This is a genomic window from Methanosarcina sp. WWM596 (assembly GCF_000969965.1).
Classification (GTDB): Archaea; Halobacteriota; Methanosarcinia; order Methanosarcinales; family Methanosarcinaceae; genus Methanosarcina.
Window position 1 is genome coordinate 2,332,590 of record NZ_CP009503.1, and the last position, 25,351, is coordinate 2,357,940.

Annotated in this window: 23 protein-coding genes and 1 pseudogene; 12 read left to right on the top strand and 12 right to left on the bottom strand. The window is 41.7% G+C overall.

What is annotated here, in order from left to right:
* Positions 1–48: 48 nt before the first annotated feature.
* A complete protein-coding gene (locus tag MSWHS_RS10155) occupies positions 49–312 on the top strand; it encodes a hypothetical protein (protein WP_048127508.1) in 264 nt (87 codons plus the stop codon).
* A 129-nt stretch (positions 313–441) separates the two neighbouring features.
* On the opposite strand, the gene MSWHS_RS10160 is transcribed toward MSWHS_RS10155, so the two are convergent.
* Complete coding sequence (locus tag MSWHS_RS10160) at positions 442–768, bottom strand: phasin family protein (protein ID WP_048127505.1); 327 nt, start codon at positions 766–768, stop codon at positions 442–444.
* A gap of 1,125 nt (positions 769–1,893) precedes the next feature.
* Between MSWHS_RS10160 and MSWHS_RS22330 the strand changes: the two genes are divergently transcribed.
* Complete coding sequence (locus MSWHS_RS22330) at positions 1,894–2,421, top strand: hypothetical protein (RefSeq protein WP_369798984.1); 528 nt, start codon at positions 1,894–1,896, stop codon at positions 2,419–2,421.
* Between the two features lie 28 nt (positions 2,422–2,449).
* On the opposite strand, the gene tnpA is transcribed toward MSWHS_RS22330, so the two are convergent.
* A complete protein-coding gene (gene tnpA, locus MSWHS_RS19335) occupies positions 2,450–2,911 on the bottom strand; it encodes an IS200/IS605 family transposase (RefSeq protein WP_082088120.1) in 462 nt (153 codons plus the stop codon).
* 165 nt (positions 2,912–3,076) lie between these two features.
* Between tnpA and MSWHS_RS22335 the strand changes: the two are divergent.
* From MSWHS_RS22335 to MSWHS_RS10180, 3 genes and pseudogenes are all read left to right on the top strand, one after another.
* Positions 3,077–3,298 (top strand): annotated as a pseudogene (locus MSWHS_RS22335) (DUF1214 domain-containing protein); the annotation flags it as partial.
* A gap of 26 nt (positions 3,299–3,324) precedes the next feature.
* The gene (locus tag MSWHS_RS21580) at positions 3,325–3,462 is read left to right on the top strand and encodes a hypothetical protein (protein WP_231585383.1); all 138 of its coding nucleotides are present in this window, start codon (positions 3,325–3,327) and stop codon (positions 3,460–3,462) included.
* A 49-nt stretch (positions 3,463–3,511) separates the two neighbouring features.
* Complete coding sequence (locus MSWHS_RS10180) at positions 3,512–3,730, top strand: hypothetical protein (protein ID WP_048127499.1); 219 nt, start codon at positions 3,512–3,514, stop codon at positions 3,728–3,730.
* A 159-nt stretch (positions 3,731–3,889) separates the two neighbouring features.
* Here MSWHS_RS10180 and MSWHS_RS19345 read toward each other — a convergent pair whose 3' ends face one another.
* On the bottom strand, positions 3,890–4,228 hold the full coding sequence (locus MSWHS_RS19345) for a hypothetical protein (protein WP_048159012.1): 339 nt from the start codon (positions 4,226–4,228) through the stop codon (positions 3,890–3,892).
* A gap of 292 nt (positions 4,229–4,520) precedes the next feature.
* Between MSWHS_RS19345 and MSWHS_RS10190 the strand changes: the two genes are divergently transcribed.
* Positions 4,521–4,967, top strand: a complete 447-nt coding sequence (locus tag MSWHS_RS10190) for an RNA-guided endonuclease TnpB family protein (RefSeq protein ID WP_231585384.1) — start codon at positions 4,521–4,523, stop codon at positions 4,965–4,967.
* Between the two features lie 293 nt (positions 4,968–5,260).
* Here MSWHS_RS10190 and MSWHS_RS10195 read toward each other — a convergent pair whose 3' ends face one another.
* Positions 5,261–6,418: a hypothetical protein gene (locus tag MSWHS_RS10195; protein ID WP_231585385.1), complete on the bottom strand. Its 1,158-nt coding sequence runs from the start codon at positions 6,416–6,418 to the stop codon at positions 5,261–5,263.
* A 394-nt stretch (positions 6,419–6,812) separates the two neighbouring features.
* Between MSWHS_RS10195 and MSWHS_RS10200 the strand changes: the two genes are divergently transcribed.
* Together MSWHS_RS10200 and MSWHS_RS22340 are read left to right on the top strand one after the other, a co-directional pair.
* Positions 6,813–7,736: a Nif3-like dinuclear metal center hexameric protein gene (locus tag MSWHS_RS10200; RefSeq protein ID WP_048127493.1), complete on the top strand. Its 924-nt coding sequence runs from the start codon at positions 6,813–6,815 to the stop codon at positions 7,734–7,736.
* Positions 7,733–7,879, top strand: a complete 147-nt coding sequence (locus tag MSWHS_RS22340) for a pentapeptide repeat-containing protein (protein ID WP_197073898.1) — start codon at positions 7,733–7,735, stop codon at positions 7,877–7,879. Before MSWHS_RS10200 ends, MSWHS_RS22340 begins: the two co-directional genes overlap by 4 nt.
* A 31-nt stretch (positions 7,880–7,910) precedes the next feature.
* Here the strand turns inward: MSWHS_RS22340 and MSWHS_RS10205 are convergent, their stop codons facing one another.
* Complete coding sequence (locus MSWHS_RS10205) at positions 7,911–8,714, bottom strand: HD domain-containing protein (protein WP_048127491.1); 804 nt, start codon at positions 8,712–8,714, stop codon at positions 7,911–7,913.
* A 530-nt stretch (positions 8,715–9,244) separates the two neighbouring features.
* Between MSWHS_RS10205 and MSWHS_RS10210 the strand changes: the two genes are divergently transcribed.
* Positions 9,245–12,586: a tetratricopeptide repeat protein gene (locus MSWHS_RS10210; protein WP_048127489.1), complete on the top strand. Its 3,342-nt coding sequence runs from the start codon at positions 9,245–9,247 to the stop codon at positions 12,584–12,586.
* An 829-nt stretch (positions 12,587–13,415) separates the two neighbouring features.
* Here the strand turns inward: MSWHS_RS10210 and MSWHS_RS10220 are convergent.
* The 3 genes from MSWHS_RS10220 to MSWHS_RS21585 all read right to left on the bottom strand — a co-directional run bounded on the left by MSWHS_RS10220 (position 13,416) and on the right by MSWHS_RS21585 (position 15,152).
* Positions 13,416–14,153 carry a M48 family metallopeptidase gene (locus MSWHS_RS10220; RefSeq protein WP_048127485.1) on the bottom strand — a complete coding sequence of 246 codons (738 nt, stop codon included), beginning with the start codon at positions 14,151–14,153 and terminating at the stop codon, positions 13,416–13,418.
* 507 nt (positions 14,154–14,660) lie between these two features.
* Complete coding sequence (locus tag MSWHS_RS10225) at positions 14,661–14,942, bottom strand: type II toxin-antitoxin system RelE/ParE family toxin (protein WP_048127481.1); 282 nt, start codon at positions 14,940–14,942, stop codon at positions 14,661–14,663.
* 12 nt (positions 14,943–14,954) lie between these two features.
* Entirely contained in the window at positions 14,955–15,152 is a 198-nt protein-coding gene (locus tag MSWHS_RS21585; protein WP_231585386.1) for a hypothetical protein, read from the bottom strand.
* A gap of 406 nt (positions 15,153–15,558) precedes the next feature.
* Between MSWHS_RS21585 and MSWHS_RS10235 the strand changes: the two genes are divergently transcribed.
* From MSWHS_RS10235 to MSWHS_RS10245, 3 genes are all read left to right on the top strand, one after another.
* Positions 15,559–17,481 carry a hydantoinase/oxoprolinase N-terminal domain-containing protein gene (locus tag MSWHS_RS10235; protein ID WP_048159014.1) on the top strand — a complete coding sequence of 641 codons (1,923 nt, stop codon included), beginning with the start codon at positions 15,559–15,561 and terminating at the stop codon, positions 17,479–17,481.
* Between the two features lie 462 nt (positions 17,482–17,943).
* The gene (locus tag MSWHS_RS10240; protein WP_048127475.1) at positions 17,944–19,995 is read left to right on the top strand and encodes a hydantoinase/oxoprolinase N-terminal domain-containing protein; all 2,052 of its coding nucleotides are present in this window, start codon (positions 17,944–17,946) and stop codon (positions 19,993–19,995) included.
* Positions 19,996–20,100: 105 nt separating this feature from the next.
* On the top strand, positions 20,101–20,652 hold the full coding sequence (locus tag MSWHS_RS10245; protein WP_048127473.1) for a pyruvoyl-dependent arginine decarboxylase: 552 nt from the start codon (positions 20,101–20,103) through the stop codon (positions 20,650–20,652).
* A gap of 352 nt (positions 20,653–21,004) precedes the next feature.
* On the opposite strand, the gene MSWHS_RS10250 is transcribed toward MSWHS_RS10245, so the two are convergent.
* The 4 genes from MSWHS_RS10250 to MSWHS_RS10265 all read right to left on the bottom strand — a co-directional run bounded on the left by MSWHS_RS10250 (position 21,005) and on the right by MSWHS_RS10265 (position 25,335).
* The gene (locus MSWHS_RS10250) at positions 21,005–22,183 is read right to left on the bottom strand and encodes a tetratricopeptide repeat protein (RefSeq protein WP_231585387.1); all 1,179 of its coding nucleotides are present in this window, start codon (positions 22,181–22,183) and stop codon (positions 21,005–21,007) included.
* A gap of 509 nt (positions 22,184–22,692) precedes the next feature.
* Positions 22,693–23,481, bottom strand: coding sequence for an HNH endonuclease (locus MSWHS_RS10255; protein ID WP_048127471.1), 789 nt, complete (start codon positions 23,479–23,481; stop codon positions 22,693–22,695).
* Positions 23,482–23,611: 130 nt separating this feature from the next.
* Complete coding sequence (locus MSWHS_RS10260; RefSeq protein WP_048127470.1) at positions 23,612–24,586, bottom strand: DMT family transporter; 975 nt, start codon at positions 24,584–24,586, stop codon at positions 23,612–23,614.
* Positions 24,587–24,792: 206 nt separating this feature from the next.
* Positions 24,793–25,335 (bottom strand): DUF3320 domain-containing protein, encoded by a 543-nt coding sequence (locus MSWHS_RS10265; protein WP_048159015.1) that lies wholly within the window; start codon positions 25,333–25,335, stop codon positions 24,793–24,795.
* Positions 25,336–25,351: the final 16 nt, after the last annotated feature.

Below are 25,351 nucleotides of genomic sequence, written 5' to 3' on the forward strand. Positions count from 1 at the left end.
GAATCGAAAACTTCTCTGAGGATAGATTGGGAATTAAGGAGGTTGAAAATGGTCAAATTCGCTCACCTGCTCGTACTGTCATTTTTAATTATCTGGATTGCAGGGTCCGGTTGCGTCGGAAATGATTCCTCTGATGTGAAAAATGAAGAAGTTACTCAAAACTTTGCCGAGGCGGGGAATACAGATAATTCAGATATGGCACTCACTCCGGCTAACATTCAGAAACTTGACACTGATATGGCTGAACTCGATAGCATGCTCGCAAATGCAAGCCTTGAGGAAGAAATAGAAATAGAAATAGAAGAATTGTAAGTCCAAAGTAAAAACACTGAAAGCACGGAAAGTCTGTGCCCACATAAACTTTACTCCGTGTTTTCCGTGGTCCAACTTCAATTAAAAGCAGGAAAAAATACAGTGAATATTAACCAGAAAAAAATGCTCTCATTTGAAGAACATCTTTTCTTTATTTTTCATTTTCTGAATTTCATCCTCCAGAATCTCTAACCTTGATTCGAGCTCATGCATATCTTTTCTGGTAAAGAAATCTGCCTTTGAGGTGGCATCCTGAATCTTGTCAGATATTTTCTTTTCGAGGTCTACCCTCTGTTTCCTGCTTTCTTCAACCAGGTCCTGAACAACTTTTTTGCCTTCTTCCCTGCTGATATCTCCCGTGTCGACCAGGTCTTTTACGATCTCATTTACTCTTTCTTCGGTCATTGCCCACAGGCCGGCCCCTATGAGCCCAAGTTTTCGAACAGATTCTTTCATGTATAAACACTCCCTGCATTATTAAGCTGAAGATAACTAATCTTGAATGATGATACTTTACTACAAACTGACAATATATTAAAGGTGATGATGTATTAAAAATACTATTGATTAAAAGAGTACCCTTATGTAAAAATTCTCATTACAACACGAAACGCACTTTTTAAATTTCCATTTTATTCAAAAGAAGACACGGCTTTCAAAGCAAAAACAACATTCACAGAAAGTAAACATGTATTCAAGATATATATTATTACGTTCTTTTTATTAAATGGATTTGATAAATAGTAATGTCTGGACTACGTGTTCAGACCTCTAAACGAATGGGGAATTAATGGGGAATTATATCTTGAGACTGCCCGCATCCATCGGGCAAATAGTTCAATCCGGGCGCAAAAACCAGGGAGACTATCTGTTGGGGGGCATGGAAGGCCTATTCACTGACAGTTTTGAAAGATGTGCCTGTCAACAAAAAAGCAGACAGTAGCTTCACCCTCTATGTCGATCTGAAAACGCCGAAGAGATATGAAAACAACTGGATCCCCAAAGATCCCTTACCTCATGTTCGCTTCTATGGTCCGGAGGACGCTTTCTACAACAAGACCTTCAAGCTGCAGGATGTGGAGCTGGTCAAGTAGTTGAGATCGAAGATCTCTCCAGGGTGATTGGCACCACGAATCACCCTCGGAAGAGAGCAACAAAATATGCAACTGAAATCAGGATTCTAAAATCCCAAATCCGGAAATCCGGCTGGAATTTTGGCAAGGACAACAACACTAATTCAACAGAGTAGGATAGGAAAGTTGACACATTCCTCCCCTGAGCTAAAGACTCAGGGGGTTCCTGCTGAAGGTTTATGATAAGGGCTCTTCGTCATTCTTCATGGATAAGATGATTTTCAATTCAAGACTACGTTGGTTTTTATGAAGATATCCACACAAAACAGCGAAGAGACAACATGTAAAAGGAGAAGACACCATGGAAACAGTCAAGGTTAACGTCGACAACTATGTGCGCGCAGAAACGGCTGCTCAAATCGATCGAACCCTGAAGATGACCGGAGGTGTGAACAGGTGGGGCCACAACCGCCAACCCACCCCGCTTGACAAGCAGAACATCATCCGCATGAACCGCGATACCCTTTACAGTTTCGCTATCGTCGATATCAGTAAAGGCGCTACCCTCATGCTTCCGGACTCCGGTAAACGCTATATGTCCGTAATGGTAGTCAACGAGGACCACTACATCAAAAAGATTTTTCACAAAAGTGGAACCTACGAGTTGACCATAAAAGAGTTTGACACGCCTTATGTCATCCTCGCTGGGCGCACCCTGGCGAATCCCTTTGATCCTGAGGATATCAAGGCAGCGAACGCCTTGCAGGATCAGATGATAATCAAGGCCAACTCTGCTACGCCCTACAGCCATCCGGATTATGACCAGGAGAGCTACGAGGCAACCTACAAACCACTGCTGGAGTTGAGCAAGGGCATTCCAGACGCAAAGCACATGTTCGGCAAGAAAGAAGAAGTCACTGAAACACGCCATCTGCTGGGCACAGCCTTCGGTTGGGGCGGCTTGCCTGTCTACGAAGCCTTCTACATAAATCAAATTGCGTGCGGCCACCCCAACCTAAAGGATGGGGTATGCTGATGGGCCGCCCGCCCGGTTATTCTGGTACTTAGAAATCGTCAATTTTCCGTTGCCTAGACTTTAATCTATATGATTGAACCTCTGTTTTCGGTTTTCCCTGCGACTCCTTAATGTAGTGCTTGATTGTGTCAGCGGTTACATTTCCAACGGATCGATAGAATTTACCACTTGACCATAGACTTCCACCCCAATATCGTGTTCTCAGTTCAGGATGAAGCTTGAACAATCTGTAAGAACTACCTCCTTTCAAGTATTGAACCACCTCTGATAGAGAGGTGCTTGGGTGGAATTCCAGGAACAGGTGAACATGATTATCTACAACTTCCAGAGCATGGATTTTGTAGCCTTTCTCTGTGCAAATATTGTGGAATATAGACTCGCAATCCTTTTTAACTCGTTTATTGTAGAATATCTTGTATCGATACTTAGGCACCAACACGATGTGGTAGGTAATCTGACCATAGCCATGGCTAAAACTGCGCAATTCCAACGCTTATCACATCCTAGCCATAGGTAGCTGGAACCACCTGTGGCTATGGTGTCAAAAAACCTCATTTTACAAAAAAACGATGATTGATACAGTTTAAGCGAATACAAAACAGCCAGCGAGGGTTCACTTCATCCCCGACCTGAAGGTCAGGGTATTCGTGACCCTCTGCACTCCCATAGTAGTAAAGGCGATCTTCACAAGGCTGGTGAATTCCAACTTACCGTAAGAGACGTCCCTGTCGATGGTTTCTGGTCGATCAGCATCTACAACAAAGATGGCTATTTCGAGCAGAACAAGTTCAATTCATACAGCATAAACAACCTGACAGCCAAGCCGAATACGGATGGATCTGTCACTGTAAACTTCGGCACGAGCAACGATGGAAAGGAAAATTTTCTGTATGTCATGGACGGTTGGAACTATGTGGTGCGCTTATATCAGCCACGAGAAGAGATCCTGAATGGCACGTGGACATTTCCCGAGCCGCAGCCGGTGGAATGATTCCAACTGGATCCAGACTCCGGGCAAGAGCTGGTGGAATGAGGGAATAATGTGACGGGCCTGTCGGCACGTAAGAAAGTGAAACTGCTAACGTAAAGCATGTACCGATTTGCAAAAAACAGTCGGCGTGTTGATGCCCTTTTTGCCTTTGCCTACTCGATTGAAGCAAAAGTTGCAGCGGCAAGAGAAAAAACAGAAACACTAAGGCAGTCCATTCTTGCAAAGGCTGTTTCCAGGGAACTTGCTGAGACGAAGGCTGAGATTGCAAGAAGAGAAGGCAGGGGTTATGAGACAGCGGAGGTTTTGCTTGAGAAGTAAAAGCAGAGAAAGTAAAGAAAGGGATAAGAGAATAGCCTGAGACGGATAAGAGAATAGCCTGAGACTTTTGCCTGAGACTTTTTGATCCCAATCTCCTTTTTCTTTGTTTCGTTTTCCGGGAAAAATCAGGAAAACCTTCTCCCTCATTTCACGTTTTTCTCACACGCCGTTACATTCGTCTACGAATCGTATTAGCATCTTATCTACAATCTCACAGCTGACGCCAAAAGGTTTTTTCTCAATTGTGATGGTAAGAATGGATTTTCCATCCCATTCGAAACTCCCGGTAACCCCTTTTCCTGAAAGTTCTCCTTCATTTCCCGGCGGGACATCGATGCCGTAGTCCTGAAGCTTATTCTTCATGCACTCAAAAGAATCAGGTGTAGCGTTAAGAAACGTTATGGATTTACAACTATTCTTCTCATTCTGTGCTTGAGCTAATCCAAGAGAAAAAACTAAACAGATTAATAGCAGAGAAACTATCGATTTCATTTTCATTCTTCAACCCCCCAAGTGAGAATTCAGCCATTCAATTTGACTGAATATACAGAAGCAATTAAATGAAAAATAAATTAATAAAGAAGTTTAAATTAGTATATGGAATTAATATATGGAATTGAATATATGTTAATTTAATATTATTCGTGTAATACTATGACCGATTTATAAATAGTTAATCTCTATTAATTATGGGATTTAGTCTGAAGTATGAAATTTTTTAGTCTGAAGTATGAAATTTAACTCTAAAGTGGGAAGTCCCCTTCCTCGGAACGAAAGAGACAGGTGGGGGATGAAAGCCGTCAACTTCTACACCAAAACCATGATTGAAAACACCAGAGCCAATACAATAATTGTTGGTGATCTTAATGTAAAAAATATGGCTCAATCAAAGAAAGTAACTGAAAAAAGAAAACGTTCTCAGAATAGATCAACTCAGAATCAAGGATATCTTTCTCGTTTCATCGAATTCTTGACCTACAAAGCAGAGCTTACAAATAAAAGAGTAATAAGAATTGATGAAGCTTATACCTCAAAAGAGTGCTGTGTTTGCGGAAAAAGACACGACATGCCTCTTTGGGAAAGAATTATGAAATGTGATTGCGGAAACGTTATTGATAGAGATAGAAATAGTGCTATCAACATCATGAAGCGATTCTTATCACAGAATGCTTTGTGGACAGGCTATCAGAAATTTTCTGATAATCTTCGACAAACAGGATTACAGATGGATACTTGAATCATACTTGAATCACTGCAAATATCCAGGTGACGTAATCACTCGAAGGAAGCTCCGCCCTCGCTTTAATCAGAAAGCAGGGCGGAGTAGTTCACTCCGGTTTTCAGAGTTAACAAATACTTTGAAAAAATCAATTCTTATTGCATCCGAATTCAGACATGTTACTCGATATTTTTCAATCCTGCTGCTGAGAATTGAGAAAGTTATTTTGCTACAAACTCTGAGCTAAGGATTTTTCCCATGACTACTTCTTTTTCTGGGCCTTCAAGATAAGGAACAAGTAAGGAAAGAGCCTATGACCGTCGATATTCAGACTTAATCCCGGACGCAATCTCAAAGGATTTTCCCAGGATCTCTTTTTTTCTTGCTTCCCCCACATGAGGGACAATAAATAAAAGGGCTTGTGGCCTCACGTTTTTATCTTTAAGGCTGGAAGCTAACTGAAGGGCCCCTTCTATGATTTCCTTTTTTCTTTGCCCTTTCAGGCAGGGAATAAGCATCGAAAAAGCCTGAACCCTCAGGAACTCGGATTGAATTCCAGCTGCCATTTCAAGGGCTTTTACCAGGAGAACTTCGTTTACGATGTTTCCAAGGTGCGGAACAATCGAGGAAAAGATCTGGAATTTTGCATCATCATATTGAATATGGGGAGAGAAGTCAAAGATATCTTCAATGAGTTCTCCTTTTCCCGGGCCCTTCAGGTGAGGGGCAAGCGAAGCAAAGACCCTGGCTCTTTCAGCGTCATCATGAATATTTGAGGCAGAATAAAGGACTTTTTTTATATACTCTCCTTTTTTTGATCCTTCCAGATACGGCACAACCAGGGAAAGGGCCTGAGACCTTAAGTCTCCGTATTGAATCTGGCAGGCGAAGTCAAGGGCTTTTTCCAGAATTTCTTCTTTTTCCTGACCACATTCTGACGGCTCTGAATTCCGGGTATTACTATCAGCATTGATAGCACTGCCAGCACTGATGGAACTTACACAACTCTTTATTACTATCAATTTTTCAAGTAGCTCGTTAAATTCTTCAAACACTCTGGCTTTATCATTTGAGTTTTGTACGGAAGTCCCGTCCGGACGCTCTTCAGTTACCAGCTTCTTTATTGCCTCGGTTTCAATAAAAGATGAAATTTCTTTTTCCAGATATGGGTCCTTTTCAAACGATTTCAGGATCTCTCTAAAAAGGATCTGTTTTACTTCCGGATCAGAGGGTGCAATAACCATATCTCCTGCGGCTTCTTTCAACTCAGGCCGTTCTTTCGAGCACAGTTTCTCCCACAGCTTTTTCTTAACCGCCCAGACCTCAGGCCCTGCTTTTTTGCGAGCTTCTTCAGCCGCTTTTTTAGAGCCAATGACCAGATAGGGAGTTACAGGTTCGATAAGATCTGTTACTTTTTGTGCCAGTTGCCTGAGAATTACATCCTGTTGCCTCATTTTTTCATCCTTCATTTACGAAATGTTATGTTCTTCTCTGTTTGGTTAGTTTCTAAATAAAGTGATATCAGTAAATGTAATACCTGTTCTGGAATTACTATAATAACAGATAAATACTTCGTTGGAAGCTTTAGAAAGCTCAATGTGATCTGTCTATAGCCAATGAATTTAAATAATTGACTATAATTACAGACCGTTCACACATTTTCCAGTGTATTTAGAAGCTATTGAGAACTCCGGTATTCAAAAAATAACCTGAAAAATTTCAAAAAAGCTTGTTTCTGCTTTTTGTATTTAATTCAGGGCTGGGATTAAATGCCATAAACACTTAATCTGAATTCTGGCAATTAGAATTCTGACTGGCGAAAACCAGTACTATTAAATTTTTCGGTTTCCGAAGGGATTTTCTATGAAACTTACAGAAATTGTGCAAACTCTTGAAGAAATAGCTCCACCTGAGCTTGCTGATGACTTTGATAAAGGTAGAATTGGTTTGATCCTTGGGCTCGAGGATGATGATGTGAGCAGGATAGCAGTTGCCCTGGATGCAAACTCTTACGTTCTTAAAAAAGCCGCAGAAATGAAAGCAGACATGCTGATTACCCATCACACCCTTATCTTTCATCCGGTAAACATTATTTCAAAGTCTCTGGCTGCTTCCCTCAGGATCGCCCTTGAAAACGGGATCTCTCTGTACAGCATGCACACTAATTACGATAAAGCTGAAGGAGGAATTAATGATGTTCTTGCCGCCCGTCTGGGGCTCAAAAATATAAGGGCTTCCGAAATTGGCAGGATAGGGGAAATCGAACCATGTTCCTCAGCTGAACTGGCAGCCCATGTTTCGGATCGCCTGCAGACCCCTGTTATGTACGCCGGAGAAAAGGAAGAAATCCGTAAGGTAATGGTTATAGGAGGCAGCTGCTTTCGAAACGAGTATCTTGAAATCGCCAGGGAAAACGGAGTTGATGCATTTATATCATCCGAACTTAAACATGACATTCTCCGAACACATGAAGACCTCTGCCTGATTGACGCAACCCATTATGCAACGGAGAACCCGGGTATGGAGGCCCTGTGTTCTAGGCTGCGCAGGCTTCCTGGAATAGAGGTGAAATTCATTGACCAGCCTTCCGGACTCAGGGCAGTTAACTGTAGAGTTGATAAAAAGAAGGTTGCACTCGATATGAAAGAAGGAGAGGATGCCTGTAAACAGAAAGAACCTGGAAAGGGTTCTCTTGAGTTCATGCTTGAAGAACAGTCCAGAAACCAGATACGTTCAGATTACCGGCGCAGCCTTGGCAATGAAAATCGCAGAAGATACCTCGAGTGAACTGCTTTAACCAATGCTACTTCAACCAATGCTACTTCAACCAATGCTACTTCAACCAATGCTACTTCAACCAATGCTACTTCAACCAATGCTACTTCAACCAATGCTGCTTCAACCAAGATATCCCGGATATGTTTAAATAATATATTTCAACAGGGATACCTGTATGGGATATCAAATTTTTCTGGGTTTTGATTCTATTGCATTTAAATAATTTTCAATATGCCTTCTTAAAAGGTCCGTTTCTTTTATTTCAGGCAGGGAGTACATGATTGCCTCCAGATATCCGTACTTTTTAAGGAGGGTAAAAGTTGCAGGAAAATTTATGTCAAAAATCCAGCTCAGGCGAAGAAGTTTTACGTCGTTTCTGTTATTCATATCTTCAATTTTTGCCATTCTGTTATTCAGGATCTCTGACACCATAGGCTCCGAATACCCATGGGTATCTGGCAAATATAGTTCAAGCGCCGGATTCCGGCATTTTTCTTCTTCTGCATACTCTTCACTGGCAAGTCTCAGAATGTCAATCTTATCTGCATCCCTTATTAGCCTGATGAAAAAATGAAGTTTACTGAAGAGATCTATATTTCCTGGAATCTCCATCAGGTTGTGATATTCTACAGTTTTCAGGATGAGGTTTTCTTCCTCTTCGGAAAGACAGGAGAGAACTCTTTCTTTATTCAGAATTTTCACACCCAGAACCGCATGATTTTCCGATTCTGAGTCTTTGAACGTTTTATATTTAAAAAACTGCTCAAAACGACCCAGGTCATGAAAAAGGGCTATTGTTTCAGCAAGCATGCATTCATTTTCGCCTATCTTCTCAGATTTTGCAAGTAAAAGAATATTTTCACAAACCCTTCCAGTGTGTTCGATCTTTAGCTCAATATTTTCCTGAGTGAAAGAGTCGGGAGAAAAGAATCTGTTAACATACTCGAAAAACCATCTTCTAAAATAATCCAGATCTTTCTTCTGCATGCTTCTGCAATAAGAAATGTTGAAGTATATACTTTATGCATATCTTGAAGATTTTGTACTGAAAAGGTTTTTGCGTTTCAAGTAATAATATTACTATACTCCGGACAATAGTGGAGAATTAAAATCCCCCTTTAAGCTAAAAACCTTGAGATTTACCGGAACCTAACAATTATCTGTAAACACCATAAATCCTAAAAAAGATACCAATTATAGGAGGTTTTTAAGAGTAAAAACCTGATTATTCTCATATTAATCCAGTAATTCCCGTTTTAAACTGCATAAATTATATATGGAAGGAACTCCTCAAATTAAATGAGTGCTTACTGGGAAATTAGAGGAAGAGATTCAGCTTAAACTAAATAAATTATCATTGGGGGGAGTAAAAGGAATTCATATAGTTATATTTATCTCTGGATGTTCTTGTTTATACCATTTAGGAAATTACATATCAAAGTGACCTTAAGTCAACTACCCGTAAATCTGAAGATTTAACGGGTTTCTTGTTGAGTATTTATGAATAGGGGTATTTAATGAGCTCAATTAAAAAAATTTATTTGGTCTTTTGTTCTTTCATTCTTCTGGCCTTTATTTCATCTTTTACCTCAGGTTTTTTATCTGCAGCAGAAGCAGCTGAAAGCCAGAAGAATGTTGTAGAAGATGAAGGGGCTGTCACTCCCCTTTCTCTTGAAAAAGTACTTGCGCAGCGCCCGGTTTCTGTAGAAGGCCTGTTAAATAAAGGCAATGATCTCTATTCTCTTAAAAAATATGAGCTTTCCATAGGATGCTTTGAAGATGCACTTGAAATAGATTCGAACTCTTCAATGGCATGGTATGGAAAAGGTTGTTCTCTGACATCGTTGGAGAAATACGAAGAAGCAATTGACTGCTACGACAGAGCTCTTGAAACCTTCCCGGCTTCTTCCGGCAGCTGGCATGAAAAAGGCAATGCGTATCTTCAGACACAAAATTATGTCGAGGCTATTAACTGTTACGAGAAAAGTCTCGCTACGGATAACTATCTTTCCAGAGTCTGGTTCCAGAAAGCCCTTGCTTCAGAGAAACTCGGCCTTGAACAGGAAGCATTGACCTCTTATGAGAATTCGATTGAGCTCGGCAATGAATCTTCAAAAAATTTACAAATGCAAGGAAAAGTTTATGCCGAGCTTGAAAAATACGAAGAAGCAATGAGCTGTTTTGACAGAGCGCTTAATGTTACTCCTTACGATTTTGAACTCTGGACTCAGAAAGGAATAATGTATGATATTTCCGGGGATAATGAATCTGCAATACAGTGTTATGACCAGGCTATCTCCCTCAATCCTGACCTTGTAGATGCCTGGTATAATAAAGGCGTAATCCTTGAGAAGATGGGGATGTATCAGGATGCTCTGAACTGCTATGAATTTGTCCTCCTTTCAGAGCCAGAAAACCTCAGCGCCCTGCAGAAAAAAGGTTACTGTCTCGAACAGCTTGGTCGAAACGAAGAGGCATTGCAGTGCTATGAAGAGATCCTTATTTACACTCCTGATAATGCTGATGCATGGTACAGCAAAGGTTCCGTGCTTAATGCGATGGGAGATTATGACGCTGCAATAGTCTGCTATAATAGAGCACTTAATCCAGATACCGGAATTGAGGTGGAAAAGGCTGGAGATAGTCTTCTCGAAGAGCTTAGTGTTTACGACTCTTCACTTCCCAGTTATTCTGAAGTGCCCGAGTTTAAAACTTCTGCAGCTAAAATCTGGTACGATAAAGGGTTGGCTTTTGATAAACTTGAGAACTATGAGTCTGCTCTTGAGTGTTATGATAGGACCCTTGAGACCGAATCCGGACATGCAATAGTTTGGTACATGAAAGGCAATGACCTGGACAAACTTAACAGGTATGAAGAAGCTGCTGACTGCTATGATAAAGCCCTTAAGCTGGACTCCGGATATGCGAAAGTCTGGTATAGAAAAGGCTACGATTCTTCAAAACTTGGGCAGTACAAAGATGCCGCAAAAAGCTTTGATAAAGCTACAAATCTTGATGAAAACTACACACTTGCATGGTACGGCAAAGCTTTTGCCCTGGTAAAAACAGGAGACTATGAAGAAGCTCTTGTGTGCTATGAAAGAGTTCTTGCCGTTGCTCCTGACAGTGCTGAAATCTGGTACAACAAAGGTCTTCTCCTTGATCAGCTCGAAAGATATCAGGAAGCTGCAGACTGCTACAATCAAGCTCTCCAAATAAATTCAGGATATTCGATTGCCCGTTTCAGATTGAACAAGGATATGGAAGTGTTGTCTGAAAACTCGGCTTCCAATTTGTCTGAAGGTAAAAGTCCTGATCTCAGCCCACATAGGGTAATTTCAGGAGGCTTCTGGTCTTACCTTCTAGGCTATAAGTATGCAAATGTTGAAGAACGCTCGGACTTTTCAGAGAACTTTGACGACCTGAGTCCGGAATTCAGTTACGATGCGGCATGGTACGGCAAAGCTTCAACATACAGTAAACTTGAGATGTACGAAGATGCCCTCTATTCTTACGATATGGCTCTTTCAATTAACCCCCTACTCACCGAAGCCTGGTATGAGAAAGGCTCTGCCCTCGACAAATTCGGAAGAAGCGAGGAAGCTTTGTGGTGTTACAAAAAAGCCCTTGATCTTGATCCTCAGTCGAGCAATGCCTGGTATGGAATAGCTTCTACCTCGAACACCCTTGGAAGATCGGAAGAGGCAGTTACTTACTATGATCAGTTACTTACTGTTAATCCCAGTGATCCTGAAGCTCTTCAGGGAAAATCTCAGGCCCTTGTAAACCTTGGAAGATATGAGGAAGCAGTTTCCTGTTTCGACCCTCTTCTTGAACTTGAACCGGAAAACATAGAGGCTCTGGAGGGACGAGCTTTTGCTTTAGCCAAATCAGGGAAACAGGAAAAGGCTCTGGAGGATTACGACAGAATCATGAAGCTTGACCCTGCCAATTCAAAGGTGATGGCTGAAAAAGCCTCTTTGTATGAAGAAATTGGCAGGTATGAGGAAGCTATTTCAACCTATGGGGAAATTCTCCAGATTACGCCTGAGAACAGAGAGATAATGTACCGGCAGGGCAAGGCTCTGGAATCTATGGGAGATTTCGAAGCAGCAATCGCCTGTTATGACCGGATTCTTACACTGGATCCGAAAAACGTTGATGCGATTAATAACAGGGGTTTTGCTTATGCTAAAATGGAGAGATATCAGGAAGCAATTGCCAGCTATGACAAAACCCTTGAGTATGCTCCAGAAAATGCTGCAGCTTGGTATTTCAAAGGATGCGCTTATTTCGCAATAAGCAGTAACAATGCTGCCCTTGAATGCTTTGATAAAGTGGTGCAGTTAAAACCAAACTGCATAACAGCATGGTACAATAAGGGATATCTATCCAATGTGATGGGAGACGTTAATGAGTCAATCAATTCTTATGAAGGGGCTCTTACAATCAACCCCAATGCACCTTCTGTCCTTTATAACAAGCGTTTTGCCCACTACCGCCTAAAGGAATACAATGAGGCTTCGGTGTGCAAGGAAAGACTTGATGTTGTTGACCCTGGCTTTATGGAAGCCCTTCAGGATAGAGGAACCCGCATCTTTATCCCCGAAACATACAAAAGCGACCTTAACTATTCACTGCCTTCAAGATGGTATGGTGTAGAAGAAAACGTTTCTGAAAACGTCAGCTTAAACATGACTGAAATTGATCAGCAGTTAAACACCACTTCCGGTAAGGAATTTGAAAATACTGGTGAAACTAATGAAGACTCCAGGTACTGGTATATTCCTGAACCTGATGAAGATCAGGGAAATGAAGATCACAGTGACTGGTATGTTCCGGAGCCCGATGAGGTTTAAAGGGTTTCAAATAAGCTGAAAGAAAGAATTATTCCGGTATGCGTTAAGTTTTACAGGCATACCGGCAAACTTTTCTAAAGAAATCTGATAAAAATTATTCCTCCCAGCAGATTATTCTGCGCCTTTCTAAAACCTGCGTGGTCTTAGCGCCTATCCGAAAAGTGGTCACCTACCGTAACTATTAGTAACTATTACAATATGCAATATGTAAAATCGAAATAGATACTCTGATATTATAGGCTTATTGTGACTTTTCAACATGCATTACTGACTTTTCGGATAGGCTCTTAGTATAGTATTCCTCACAGGTGAAGAATTTTTTTTCATTTTTGAGTACGCTTGCAGGAACAGAGCTAAATAATGGGTATTGTATAAAAAAGTATGCAGTGGACTATCACCAATTAAAATCGCAATTTTCTTAACAATTAATGGCATCTCTGTTTCCATTCATTATCCCTTTATGCATACAAAATGTGCCGGAATATCATAAGGACACTTTTTGCAGAAAGGGTGGGAATAAGCTTGCCTGTGAAAAAATAGGTGAGCCAATTATGAAGGAAAAAAGTAATTTAGTAGGAGACTACACATTAACAGTTACAAGACAGGCACAGTTGTAGAATTCAAGAAACCTAATATAAAAGAGCTTGGAAATAAGAGAATAACCAGAAGATTTTATAAATGTACTCAATGTGGTCATAAGGATATAAGTGAAAATGAAGAAATAATTAACCTTGACGCTCATGCTGGCTGATCATGAAGAGCCGGTTTAAGCAGAAAAGAATTTTTTTACCAGAACCTGTCACCCCACACCTCAATACAAGCCTTCGAATTAAAGTACATATCTCCAGCCGTCTTTTTTCAGGCTCTTCCTGTGTACTTCATAGCCAGGCATGAGTTCACCTACCAGTTTCCAGAACCTGACAGAATGGTTTTTCTCCTTAACATGGCAGAGTTCATGCACAACCACATACTCAAGCTGTTCAGGTGGAGCCATCATAAGCTGGAAATTAATTCTGAGAACGTTGTCTGCAGAGCAGCTTCCCCAGCGCCTTTTCTGATGTTTTACCTTAAAATCTGGAGGGGCTATATTCAGTTTTTCCGAATAAGCTTTCAGGAGCCTTTCAACATCAGACTCGGCACAAACCTGGTAAAAATTCCAGATAGCCATTTTTACAAGTACCGACTTCAGTTCCTCAGGAACAGTTCTAGGAATAAAGACAGTAAGTTCAGACCCATTGAAGGAAGCAAGGGATTTTTTGATTCCGTCCACAGGCAGGATTTTCAGGGGATATTCTCTGCCTAGATAAAGATATTTTTCACCGTCAATATACCGTTTTTCCTGGTTGGGCAGCCTGTTTGCTTCAAACCAGTCAAGCTTTTCCCATACCCAGCCAGCTTTCTTCTGTACCATATCCCTGATAGCCTCACGGCTAAGCCCATGTGGGGCTCGGAACTCCACCTTAAGGTCAGGGCGGACTACTATCGCTGCTTTTCTCCTCTTTCTGCTGTAGACAATTTCGTAGTCAATTGTCCTGCCGCACGCTTTGATGCTATCGTTTTTTCTCATAGCTGTTTCCTCACCCGAATTACGCCTCGTGATCGCAGGAAATCGGAGATTTTCTGGGAGTTACGATGTAATCGCAACAGTACGCGGTCCTTATCGCTGCGCTCAAGAAGACTACTTGATGGATTTTAGCAGTGAACTTTGCTCAAGGGAACTAATTGATGGGCTATAACAGTTAGTTTCGCTCAAGAAGGACTAAATTATAGACTTATTTGATCCATACAACCTTATTAGCCTTATCATGTCGTTTTTGTCACATCCGAGTTTCGCTTCGGGATCACAGAAAATAGGAGATTTTCTGGGAGTTGCACTGCAAGCGCAACAGCACGAGGTCCTGTTCGCTGCACTTAAGAGGACGAAATGAGATCGTTCTGGAAATTAGATCGTTCTGACCTGTACAACCGTAATTAGCTACATCGTGTCTTTTCTGTCACGCTCAACGAAAAACACTACAAAACACGGTACTGATACTAAAAGATGAATCATCTTAGACGCATAGTATTAGTGTCTTCAAGAATAAGCAATATCCGTGTCATAAGCCCGTGTATAATGCTCAAAAGTCAGGAGAGTAAGGGTATTGCTGGTCTTATCAAATGTGTAAATCAGCACAAAGACTCCTATATGAATCCTCCATTTCCCCTCGAACTCAGCCTCAAGGGGATTCCCCATTTCAGGCCTGTAAGCCAGGAGACGGAGGCGCTTGTTTACATGATCATATGCCGACCTATCGAGCCGGTACAGTTTTGTCAGGTTTTTGTGGACGGAAGGGTGAACTGCCACTCTATATGTCATTGTTCTACCTTGTCACTGTTCTACTCTATTAAAAAATTCATCGATCTCAAAATCAGGCAAATGGTTCTGTAAAGAGTCCTGTTCCGCTTTTCGGACTTTAAAGGAAAAAGAAGGTTGAAAAGTAGCTTCAGGCGGATATCTTATCTCATTGAATCTTTTTTCAAGTTCTTTTAACTGGTTGAAAATATCTGAAAATGACATACCTACCATCTCAATCAGTTTATATGGGATTCTAAATATGGGATTCTAAATATGGGATTCTAAAGGGCTTATTTAAGGCTAAATGCTATTTTTTAAGGTGTTTCTGAACAGGTGTTTCTAAACAGGTGTTTCTGAACAGGTTATTAAATAGGTTATTAAATAGGTAATTAAAGGAGAGGTTTAATATGAGCAATTATATAAATGTTAGGCTTTAAATAAGGAAATCCGAACTGAAACTTAAGTTTGAGGACTGCTTATGACAAAGTTCCTGAATCTTTTTTTTCAAAACAGGTAATGCCTTTATTTTATAACCAACTACTATATATTTTTGAATATTATTAATATCTGGCAAATTTAATCTCATGAACGATTTCATGAACTCCATTCACGAAAAAAATCAACAGGAGACATTCGAATGCAGTACAGCATGGGCATTGACGCAGGAGGGACGTATACTGATTCGATCATCATCCGGGATTCCGATGGCAAGGTGATGGACTCGAACAAAGCGCTTACGACCTATCCAGACCTTCTGTCAGGAATTAAAAATTCCATTGATGGACTGGATAAAAAATATTTACAAGACGTGAAAATGGTGTCCGTCTCAACAACTCTTGCTACAAACACAATTCTTGAAAAAAATGGCTACCCAGTAGGTTTAATCCTTGTAGGGGATTACCAGATCCCGGAGAATATGGATGTTGAATTTTATACCGTGGTAAAAGGAGGGCACGACCACCACGGAGCTGAACTAGTTCCTCTTGATATGGAAGCAGTTGAGGCTTTTGTTGGAAAGGTAAAAGACCGTGTCTCGGCTTTTGCAATTTCTTCTTACTTTAGTATCCGGAACCCTGTGCATGAGCTGGCAATTAAAACCCGCATTAAGGAACTTACGGGATTTCCTGTTGTGTGCGGGCACGAGCTTTCCCTTGATCTCGGGGCATACGAAAGAGGAGTTACAGCCTACTTAAACGCTCAACTGATCCCTATTGCAAGCCAGTTTATCCTTTCGATCAGGGAAGAGATCAAACGCAGGGGAATGAACTCCAGGCTGCTCATGCTCAAATGCGACGGTTCTGTAGTGGGCATCAACGAAGCCCTTGAAAAGCCCATAGAATCGATCTTTTCAGGCCCTGCTGCAAGCCTTGTAGGAGCATCTCACCTGTCAGGGCTCGGGACCTGTGCAGTAATAGATGTGGGTGGGACGAGTACGGATGTTTCCATGCTTGAAAATGGGCTTCCCGAACTCTGCTCAGAAGGGGCTGTGGTTGGAGGCTGGCAGACCAAGGTCAAGGCTATTCGTATGGAGACCTCGGCAATGGGAGGGGACAGCCATGTCTGGGTAAAGAGTATGAAAATCAACATCGGCCCAAGGAGAGTAATTCCACTCTGCGTTGCGGCCGTCAAATACCCTGGTTTTCTTGAAATCCTGAAAAAAGGAAGAATTCCCGGAACCATGCGCCTTGAAGAGAATGTGCAGCCCACAAAGTTTTTCATAAGGACAGGGGTGGAGGCTTCAAATCTTGGAAGTTACGAGCAGGAATTACTTGACAGGATAGTAGATACCCCAACTTCCCTTAATGACATCTTCTGGGAAACAAAAAAAACTCTGTCCCCTGGCCTGCTTGATTCCCTTATAAGAAAGCGCCTTATCCAGGCAATTGGCTTTACCCCAACTGATGCCCTGCATGTGCTCGGAGAGTATCGGGGCTGGAATGTAGAAGCCTCAATTGCTGGGGCAAAACTTCTCGAGCGCTACATGCAGATAGACTATATTGAACTCTGCAAGCGTATAAAAAGGGATGTTGCAAAAAATATGGCAGTAAACCTGATGTCTTTTGTCTTAAAAGAAGTCTCCTCCCAGGAAATTGAAAGAATTATTCTGTCCGATAGGTTTGCACAGTTCAGAATGAAGATACCTGTCGTACTCATAGGAGGGCCCGTAGTCGCCTATACAGAGGAACTAAAACAGATTCTTGATGCTGACATTATAGTTCCTCAGTACTCGGAAGTAGGAAACGCCGTCGGTGCTGTTGTCGGAAAGGGCATAAAAAGGATTGAAATCCTGATCCAGAGCACCTATTCAAAAGATCGGAAAAGGCTTGTCCTTCTCTTTTCCCCTCAGGGCAGGGAAACCTTCGGCAGCTATCCGGAAGCCCTGGAACATGCAGAATCCCTCGGAAGAAAACTTGTAATGGAATACATGACCGAAGCTGGGCTTAACAAAGGTCAGATCCAGATCGAGATGAGTAGAAAAGATATTTCCCTGAGTGAGGCAGGCTCAACACCCATAGAATCAAAACTTGTTTTTGTCGGAGTTGGGATGCCTAAAGTCTGAGTTCCGGAGAACCTCCGGAACATTTATATTTTCCCGCAATAATGCAGATATTAAATTTCGGACTACAATGATTCTAAAGTAAAAACAAATAGGAAAATCTGAATTTAAGATTGAAATTCTGACTTTGAGATTGAAATTCTGAGTTTGAGATTGAAATTCTGAGTTTGAGATTTGTTTTTAATCTCGAGATCTGCTCTTGAGCTCGAAATTTATTCTCTAGCCATCCGTTTGTTTCCAGATTCCTGTTTCTGAGTAATAGATAGATTTCAGGAGGAATCTAACTGGATTTAAGGTATTTTCCTTGATTTGAGCAGGAAGCTATGGAATGGAACAGAAAAAGAAGTCCGAATGGAAAAAAATGCCTTATGAATTAATTTAGAGATTGAATCGTAAACGTGATCATAAAATGGCAACTTATAAATGATCCGTAAATATTAAAAAATATAAATAGGGAGTTAAAAAATGGCATACAGTCTGGGCATCGATGCCGGTGGAACATATACCGATTCCATATTACTCAGGAACTCGGATGGAATGGTTGTTGGTTCAAACAAGGCACTCACAACATATCCCGACCTTCTTGAAGGAATAACGAATTCTATTGATGGGCTTGACCAGGAAAAGCTAAAGCTTGTAACCATGGTTTCGGTTTCCACAACCCTTGCAACCAATACCATCCTGGAAAAAACGGGATATCCCGTAGGGCTGGTTCTTGTAGGAGATTATGAAATCCCTGCGGATTCTGAGATTGAAAACTGCATAATGGTGCAGGGAGGACACAATAGCTATGGAGATGAGGTTGCAGACCTCGATATTTCCACAGTTGAAAACTTTGTAATGAGGTTAAAGGACAGGATCTCGGCTTTTGCAGTCTCTTCATATTTCAGTGTCCGCAACCCTGAACATGAACTTCGTGTAAAAGCCCTTATCCAGGAGTTGACAGGGCTTCCTGTTGTGTGTGGGCATGAACTTGCCCAGTCCCTGGGAGCCTATGAGAGAGGGGTTACAGCTTACCTGAATGCTCAGCTCCTGCCAGTAGCAGAGGGTTTCCTGAAGACCGTCGTAGGCGAGATCGAAAGGAGAGGACTTGAATCCAGAATTGCAATGCTCCGTTGCGATGGGTCTGTCGTAAGCATGCACGAAGCCATGAAAAAGCCCATAGAATCAGTCTTTTCCGGGCCTGCTGCAAGCCTTCTTGGGGCTTCCTACCTATCAGGGAATGACACCTGTGCTGTTATCGATGTTGGAGGGACAAGCACGGATGTCTCCCTTATCCATAAAGGACTTCCTTATCTCAGTGAAACCGGAGCTGTTGTAGGAGGCTGGCAGACAAAAGTAAGGGCACTCAGGATGGAGACATCGGCAATGGGAGGGGACAGCCATATCTGGGTCCAGGGCAGCAGGACAAACATTGGACCCCGAAGGGTTATTCCGCTCTGCAGGGCTGCTGTCCTCTACCCCTCGTTCATGAATACCCTGAAAAAGCGCTGGATCCCTGACAGGCTGAAAATGAACGAACATATCCAGGCAACAAAATTCTTTGTAAGGACAAAACAGATAGCTGTTGACCTGAGCCAGGAAGAAGAGAAGCTCCTTGCCCTTATAGGAAATGAACCGCTCTCCCTTAAAGACGTCTACTGGGACAAAAATATCCTTCCTTCTAAAAAAGTAATGGATTCCCTGATCCAGAAGCGGCTTGTTCAGGCTATTGGCTTTACCCCAACTGATGCCCTGCATGTCCTGGGGGAATATGCTGAATGGAATTCCGAAGCCTCGGAGATAGGGGCTACACTGCTTGCAAACTTCATAGGAACCGGCAAACGGGAATTCTGTATAAACGTAAAGCGGCTTTTTGCAAAGAACATGGCAAGAGACCTTCTTGCATTCCTTATGGAAGGAGTTGATAGGAATGAGATTGAGAAAATGCTCGAAGGCAAATTTTTCTCCCGCTTTAAGGTAGATATTCCTGTAGTACTTCTGGGAGGGCCGGTCAGAGCGTATGTGGATTCCCTGAAAAACCTGGTGGATGCCGAAATAATTGTCCCGGAATACTCCAATGTAGGAAATGCCGTGGGAGCCCTTGTGGGAAAAGGGACAAAACGCGTTGAAATAACAGTCCGTACAACTTACAGCGAGTCAAAGTATGACCTGAAGACAAAAGGGATTTTTGTCTACACTCCTGTCGGGAGGCGGCACTTTGTAGTAAGAGATGAAGCTCTCGAGTTCGCTGAAGAATTCGGAAGAGAACTCATCCTTAATTACATGGCCGAATCTGGGCTTTCTCCTGACCAGGTTACTATCAATGTAGAAAAGAAGGACATAAAGGTTCATACAGGCGATATTCCCCTTGAGACCAGATTCATCTTCGAAGGGAGCTCAAATTCAGATGTTTACGAGAAAGCAGTATCAGAGCATAAAGAATCTTCTAAAAGTTTTGATGTACTTGAGGGACAGACACTATCCCGGGACTGTAAATCTGCAGAAGAGACTTCCATAGCTGAAAATTGGGAGTGAAAAAGGGTAAAATTCATAACTCTCCTGTGCATTTGGAGTATGAAATATTGGTTACACGCCTGATAATTTGCCTTATACTGTAGAAAAACAATTAAAGGAGTTAACATGATCCCTAGAAAAGCATTTTTGACAAAAGGTTCCGGGGTCCATAAGGACAGATTGGCATCCTTTGAACTCGCACTTAGAGATGCAAAAATAGAGAAATACAACCTTGTGAGCGTATCAAGTATTCTGCCTCCCAACTGCAAACTCGTACCTAGAGAAGAAGGTCTCTCAGAATTGAAGCCAGGTGCCATTGTCCATTGTGTTCTTGCGAGAAACGATACTAATGAGCCGCACCGCCTGATGGCAGCAGCCATAGGGACTGCTGTACCTGTAAATGAGGATAATTACGGCTACATTTCAGAACACCATTCTTTCGGAGAAGAAGAAGCAATTGCCGGAGAATATGCTGAAGACCTGGCCGCAACGATGCTCGCAACAACTCTCGGAATTGAGTTTAATGCGGAAATGGCCTGGCATGAGCGCGAACAGGTGTATAAGGCAAGTGGACATATTTTTGACACATTCCATATCTGCCAGACTGCAGCAGGCGACAAGAACGGAAAGTGGACTACGGTAGTTGCTGCCATGGTCTTTGTTACGAGTAAATGTTGAGGGGCTAATCCCCTTATCCTTTTACTCTTGCTTTTCAACAGCGGTTTTTCATTTTCTAATATTTTTACACCCCATAAATAGTGTAATCTACTATTGAGTCAACTAATCCTGAGCCAAATACTCAGGGATTTTCTGGCACTCTGTTGCCCGGATACTGACTGAATACTGGTTAGTAAGATACAAAAGAGTTAAAAAAGAATTAAAAAAGGGTTAAAAAAGGGTTAAAAAAGAGTTAAAAAAGAATTAAAAAAGGGTTAAAAAAGGGTTAAAAAAGAGTTAAAAAAGAATTAAAAAAGGGTTAAAAAAGGGTTAAAAAAGAATTAAAAAAAGAAAGTTCACGGAAGTCCCCGGATTAAAAGAGAATCGGTGAAGAATCCGAGGACACAGCTTTAATATATTGTTTCTTTGCTTCATCAAAGCGCTCAAGCTTGAAGAGAAATAGGCTGTAACTGTAGCGGGTGTTAGTGTCTTTGGGGTCCAGTTCCAGGGCTTCCCGGTACATGGCTTCAGCCCGCCGGAACATTCCTAGCCGTTTCAACAGATTGCCATATTTGCAGAGCGTAGGAACGTGGCATGGGTCTATTTCAAGGATCTTTTTGTACTGGATTTCAGCTTCATGATACCGCCCAAGCTCAAAAAGGAGCTGTCCGTAATTAGCTCTGGTATCCGCATCCCCGGGTTTCAGCCTCAGGATGAACTTGTATTGCACTGCCGCCTCCTCGGTCCGGCCGGATTCCGAGAGCAAGTTGCCATAATTGCAAAGAGCACTTATGTGACCAGGGCTTACCTTCAAAACCTCTTTATAATGAACTTCAGCTTCCTCAAACTTTCCTTCTTCCTTAAGGAAATTGGCATAGTTATAGTTGGCTGATACATGCTCCGGCACCTGTTCAAGCACCTGTACGAACTGTTCTTCAGCTTCCTCTTTCCGCCCCAGCTCGGCAAGTAGGCTGGCATAGTTGCAGCGGGTGTTTGCATTTCCAGGGTCCAGTTCAAGCACTGTCCTGAACTCGTGTTCCGCTTCCTGCAGTTTACCAAGCTCAAAAAAGAGGTTTCCGTAGTTGCAGTGGGTGCTGACATGTCCTGGCTTAAGTTCAAGAGCCTGTCTGTACCGGCTCTCGGCTTCAAGTTTCCTCCCAAGCTCGGCAAGGACAATTCCCTGGTTGCAGAGGGAATTTACGTGTCCTGGATCAAGCTTCAGGGCTTCATCGAATTCCTGAAGAGCGGTTTCTTTCCTCCCTATGAAATAAGCAAGAACTCCCGAAAGGAAATAAGCCTCAACCTGCTGTTCCCCTTCTCCCAGGAGGGCGCAGGCTTTCATGAACACATATTCTTCCCTGAACATCCCCTTTGAGTCGCATATCTTTGCGATGTTCAGGAGAAAATCCGGAGAAATCCCATTTTTCCTTGAAAACTGGATTGCAAACTCAACCCCTGCACCGGTTTCGTCCTCATTTTTCCTGACCGATTCCACAACACCAAAAACAAGTTTATCGATCATGTCCATGTCCATAAAAATCAATTCCCTCAAAAATAATTCCCTGAGAAAAAGCTTTAGCTTTCTCCTTATTTAACCACTGTTTTCAGATGATAAATATTTTATTATATAATTCGAATTCAGGGAAAGAGTTTCAAAAAAGTTGTCCCACCCGAATTGCGCCTCGAGATCGCAGGAAATCGGAGATTTTCTGGGAATTGTGATGTAATCGCAAAAGACAAAACAAAGAAAAAGAGCACGTAAATAAGAATAAAAACAACATGCCAGCAATTAAAAGCTTCTGAGACGTTTGTGTGTGAAAAAGAGAACAGTAGGTCAAAAGGCATAAATTTTGGTCTTATTTCTCTTTAATTTCTGCTTCTTTTTCTGCTTCTTTTTCTGCTTCTTTTTCTGCTTTTTGTGAAGGACCGCCAGACAGGCTGGTGGAGGCGCTTATACTTATCTGTGAATTTTAATAAGGTCCCCCAGGTCAAGATATGAGTTCTTCTGTTCTTTTTGCGTTACAAACGAGACAGATTCGGCCTGAAAGGATGAAAAAATATTCAACTTTTGTTTGCTAGCAGTAATTCTTGCAATTCTTTTAGAGAAAGGACTGAATCTTTTCTTCTGTGAATCATACGATGACAATTAGCACAAACACATATTAAATCTGTTTCCGCATTTATTGGAACAGAACCTTCTTCTTCACAGAGAGGTTTTACATGATGAACTTCAATATAATCTCTTCCGATTTCACCATATGTCTTTTCAAAATCAAAACCGCATCCCTGGCATACAGTACCATGTATTGCAATAGCATTACGTCTATTTTGTGCATTTCGTTCATATCGAGTAGTATAACATAGTATCTTTTTACCTTCAGGCGTACTTTCTACAATGGAACTTGTAAGCTCATCCTTTTCAGATGGAAAAGTTTGATAATCTACCTTACCGAGCTCTTCTAAGGCTTGGACTAATTCATCTCTCAATTTCCAAACAAAATGTTTAGACGAATTGTAGTCTTCATGCCATCCTTCAAACGGCACGATGAATCTTGATTTATTGCCTTCAGTACCTATTACTTCAAACCGATTTAGATATTTTAAAATTCGGTTAGTTAAACCAACAACAATTCCATTATACGGAGTGCCTTTCAACTCAGGAGAATACTTAACCATTATTGCTTTTGATGTTGCTTGATGGTCGACTTCATTATACCATTTCAAAACCATATCTAAAGCTTCTTTATAAAAAATTTTCTCATTTTGAAGCATTGATTTCCATTCTTCCACAGTGATATCAATGTCTGCTTCATATCGACCGTCAGAATACCTCAAGTATCGCTGTTCCATCAGTAATTCACCTTTAAATTGGAATAATAAACCAAGGAGATACAATCACTTTAGAAACATTATCTTTTTTGATTAAAGAGCTTCTGATGTGCTCACATAAGCTGATTTTAAAAAGGAAAGGGGAAGATAATCAAAGCTTCCCCGGTCTCAGAGGCATGTAAGGCTGGAAAAACCTTGCCCACACATTCCGAAAATATTTTTCTGAAGCTCCTGGCCGGATCGGGGCATTGTAACCAATAAGTGCGGCACCTGCGAGAATGAAGAGACAACTTCCAATTGTGTTTGGCTGCACAGGCTCTCCAAAGAGCAGGCAGCAGAAACAGATGCTGCTCACCGGCTCAAGCAGGGAGAGTACGGCTGCAGTCTGTGCTTTTACATGTACCACACCTCTCAGATATAGAAGGGAGGCAAGAGCCGTAGTTATAACACCTAAAGGTATTAGCAGGTTCAAGTTTTCGAGCAAGATCGGTACCGATACGGAGGCCCCGAAAGGCAGGAGCAGTACGAGGCTGATTGCTGTTGACCAGAACAGCTGCTCGACAGCCGAATAGGGTTCCTTCAGGTAGTTAATGGTCATGATCGAACAGCCGTAAGAAAGCCCGGAAAGAAGCCCAAAAAGGATTCCTATGATGTAGTTTCCATTTTCGGAACCTGTGCTCCCGTAAAGAGTTGAAGGATTGACAGCAAGCAGTATACCTGAGATAGACAGGATAAGTGCAAGCATATCCCTAAAAGTTACTTGCTCTTTAAGGAGTAAAGGAGAAAGCAGGGTAACATATATTGGTGCTGTGTACAGGAGAAGCACAGCTACAGGAATGCCAGTATATTTGATTGAGGAAAAGTACGTAAACATCGTTACTGTGTTAAGAATTCCAAGGAAAAACATATAGAATTTTTTCTTTTTTATTTTAACTTTTTTTATCTCTCCAGATACCACAAGATACCCTAAAATAACTGCAAATCCGAAAAATAGCCGGTAAAACAGGATAGAACCTGCATCCATGTCTTTTATTCCTTTTACAAGTATACCTACCATCCCAAACAGGATACAGGACGTGATAACTGATGTAAATGGTTTGTTATTTTCTTTAATTGTTAAGGGCATGATTGCAGGAGAGATAACAGATCCAGGATATAAAACTATTTGAATATTATTAATAATTACAGATCATTAAAAATATAACAGTTAAAAGAGGATTACAGCAAGCAAATCAATGGATAAATTAAAAAGTAGAACAAAGAAGAAAGAAAAGAATATTAAAAAATTAAAAATATTTTTAACAGATTGAATAAATTAACCCGTGTCTTCGTTTACTCCACAAAATAAATCATTTCATTGGGAGTGCGTGTAAGTTCGTTACTTTCTATCTCCGATAGAATAAGTTTCTCTATCCTGTCCCAGGTATTTTTGCGGGTAGTTTTTATGCCCAGAACCCTCGAAGCCTGGATGATAAGGTCTTCCAGGGGGGTCGAATACTGGTTGTTAAGGACAAAACGGACAGCCTCTTTTATCTCCTCATCGCAGATCCATTCGATCTTTGCATATGATTCAGTATCCCGCTTGCGCAGGAGTTCTGCAGGTCCCAAAAGCGGCCAGTAGAATTCGCCTCTTGCCAGGATTTTTCCCGAGCTATCAGCCTCTTCCAGGGAGTCCAGGATTCTATGCTTGATTTTGCTGAACATGCGGGGGATTCCCGTATGGGCCTTTACCCTCTGGATTATTTCCTCTGCGTGAACAGGCCCTTCGAATTCCACGATTCTTATAATGGCTTCTTCGAGCTGCTCATCAGAAATTTCAGAAAGGTCTGCTGACTTCGGGAGGCCTGAGGAGGTACAAATTTGGTAGGAGGGCACAAGAGCCTCAAGGGAA

Bases quoted from the DNA above. Each gene is read 5' to 3' on its own strand.
- MSWHS_RS10155 (WP_048127508.1), top strand. From the start codon at position 49: ATGGTCAAATTCGCTCACCTGCTCGTACTGTCATTTTTAATTATCTGG.
- MSWHS_RS10160 (WP_048127505.1), bottom strand. From the start codon at position 768: ATGAAAGAATCTGTTCGAAAACTTGGGCTCATAGGGGCCGGCCTGTGG.
- MSWHS_RS22330 (WP_369798984.1), top strand. From the start codon at position 1,894: ATGAACCGCGATACCCTTTACAGTTTCGCTATCGTCGATATCAGTAAA.
- MSWHS_RS10180 (WP_048127499.1), top strand. From the start codon at position 3,512: ATGTACCGATTTGCAAAAAACAGTCGGCGTGTTGATGCCCTTTTTGCC.
- MSWHS_RS19345 (WP_048159012.1), bottom strand. From the start codon at position 4,228: ATGAAAATGAAATCGATAGTTTCTCTGCTATTAATCTGTTTAGTTTTT.
- MSWHS_RS10190 (WP_231585384.1), top strand. From the start codon at position 4,521: ATGAAAGCCGTCAACTTCTACACCAAAACCATGATTGAAAACACCAGA.
- MSWHS_RS10195 (WP_231585385.1), bottom strand. From the start codon at position 6,418: ATGAAGGATGAAAAAATGAGGCAACAGGATGTAATTCTCAGGCAACTG.
- MSWHS_RS10200 (WP_048127493.1), top strand. From the start codon at position 6,813: ATGAAACTTACAGAAATTGTGCAAACTCTTGAAGAAATAGCTCCACCT.
- MSWHS_RS10205 (WP_048127491.1), bottom strand. From the start codon at position 8,714: ATGCAGAAGAAAGATCTGGATTATTTTAGAAGATGGTTTTTCGAGTAT.
- MSWHS_RS10210 (WP_048127489.1), top strand. From the start codon at position 9,245: ATGAGCTCAATTAAAAAAATTTATTTGGTCTTTTGTTCTTTCATTCTT.
- MSWHS_RS10220 (WP_048127485.1), bottom strand. From the start codon at position 14,153: ATGAGAAAAAACGATAGCATCAAAGCGTGCGGCAGGACAATTGACTAC.
- MSWHS_RS10225 (WP_048127481.1), bottom strand. From the start codon at position 14,942: ATGACATATAGAGTGGCAGTTCACCCTTCCGTCCACAAAAACCTGACA.
- MSWHS_RS21585 (WP_231585386.1), bottom strand. From the start codon at position 15,152: ATGGTAGGTATGTCATTTTCAGATATTTTCAACCAGTTAAAAGAACTT.
- MSWHS_RS10235 (WP_048159014.1), top strand. From the start codon at position 15,559: ATGCAGTACAGCATGGGCATTGACGCAGGAGGGACGTATACTGATTCG.
- MSWHS_RS10240 (WP_048127475.1), top strand. From the start codon at position 17,944: ATGGCATACAGTCTGGGCATCGATGCCGGTGGAACATATACCGATTCC.
- MSWHS_RS10245 (WP_048127473.1), top strand. From the start codon at position 20,101: ATGATCCCTAGAAAAGCATTTTTGACAAAAGGTTCCGGGGTCCATAAG.
- MSWHS_RS10255 (WP_048127471.1), bottom strand. From the start codon at position 23,481: ATGGAACAGCGATACTTGAGGTATTCTGACGGTCGATATGAAGCAGAC.
- MSWHS_RS10260 (WP_048127470.1), bottom strand. From the start codon at position 24,586: ATGCCCTTAACAATTAAAGAAAATAACAAACCATTTACATCAGTTATC.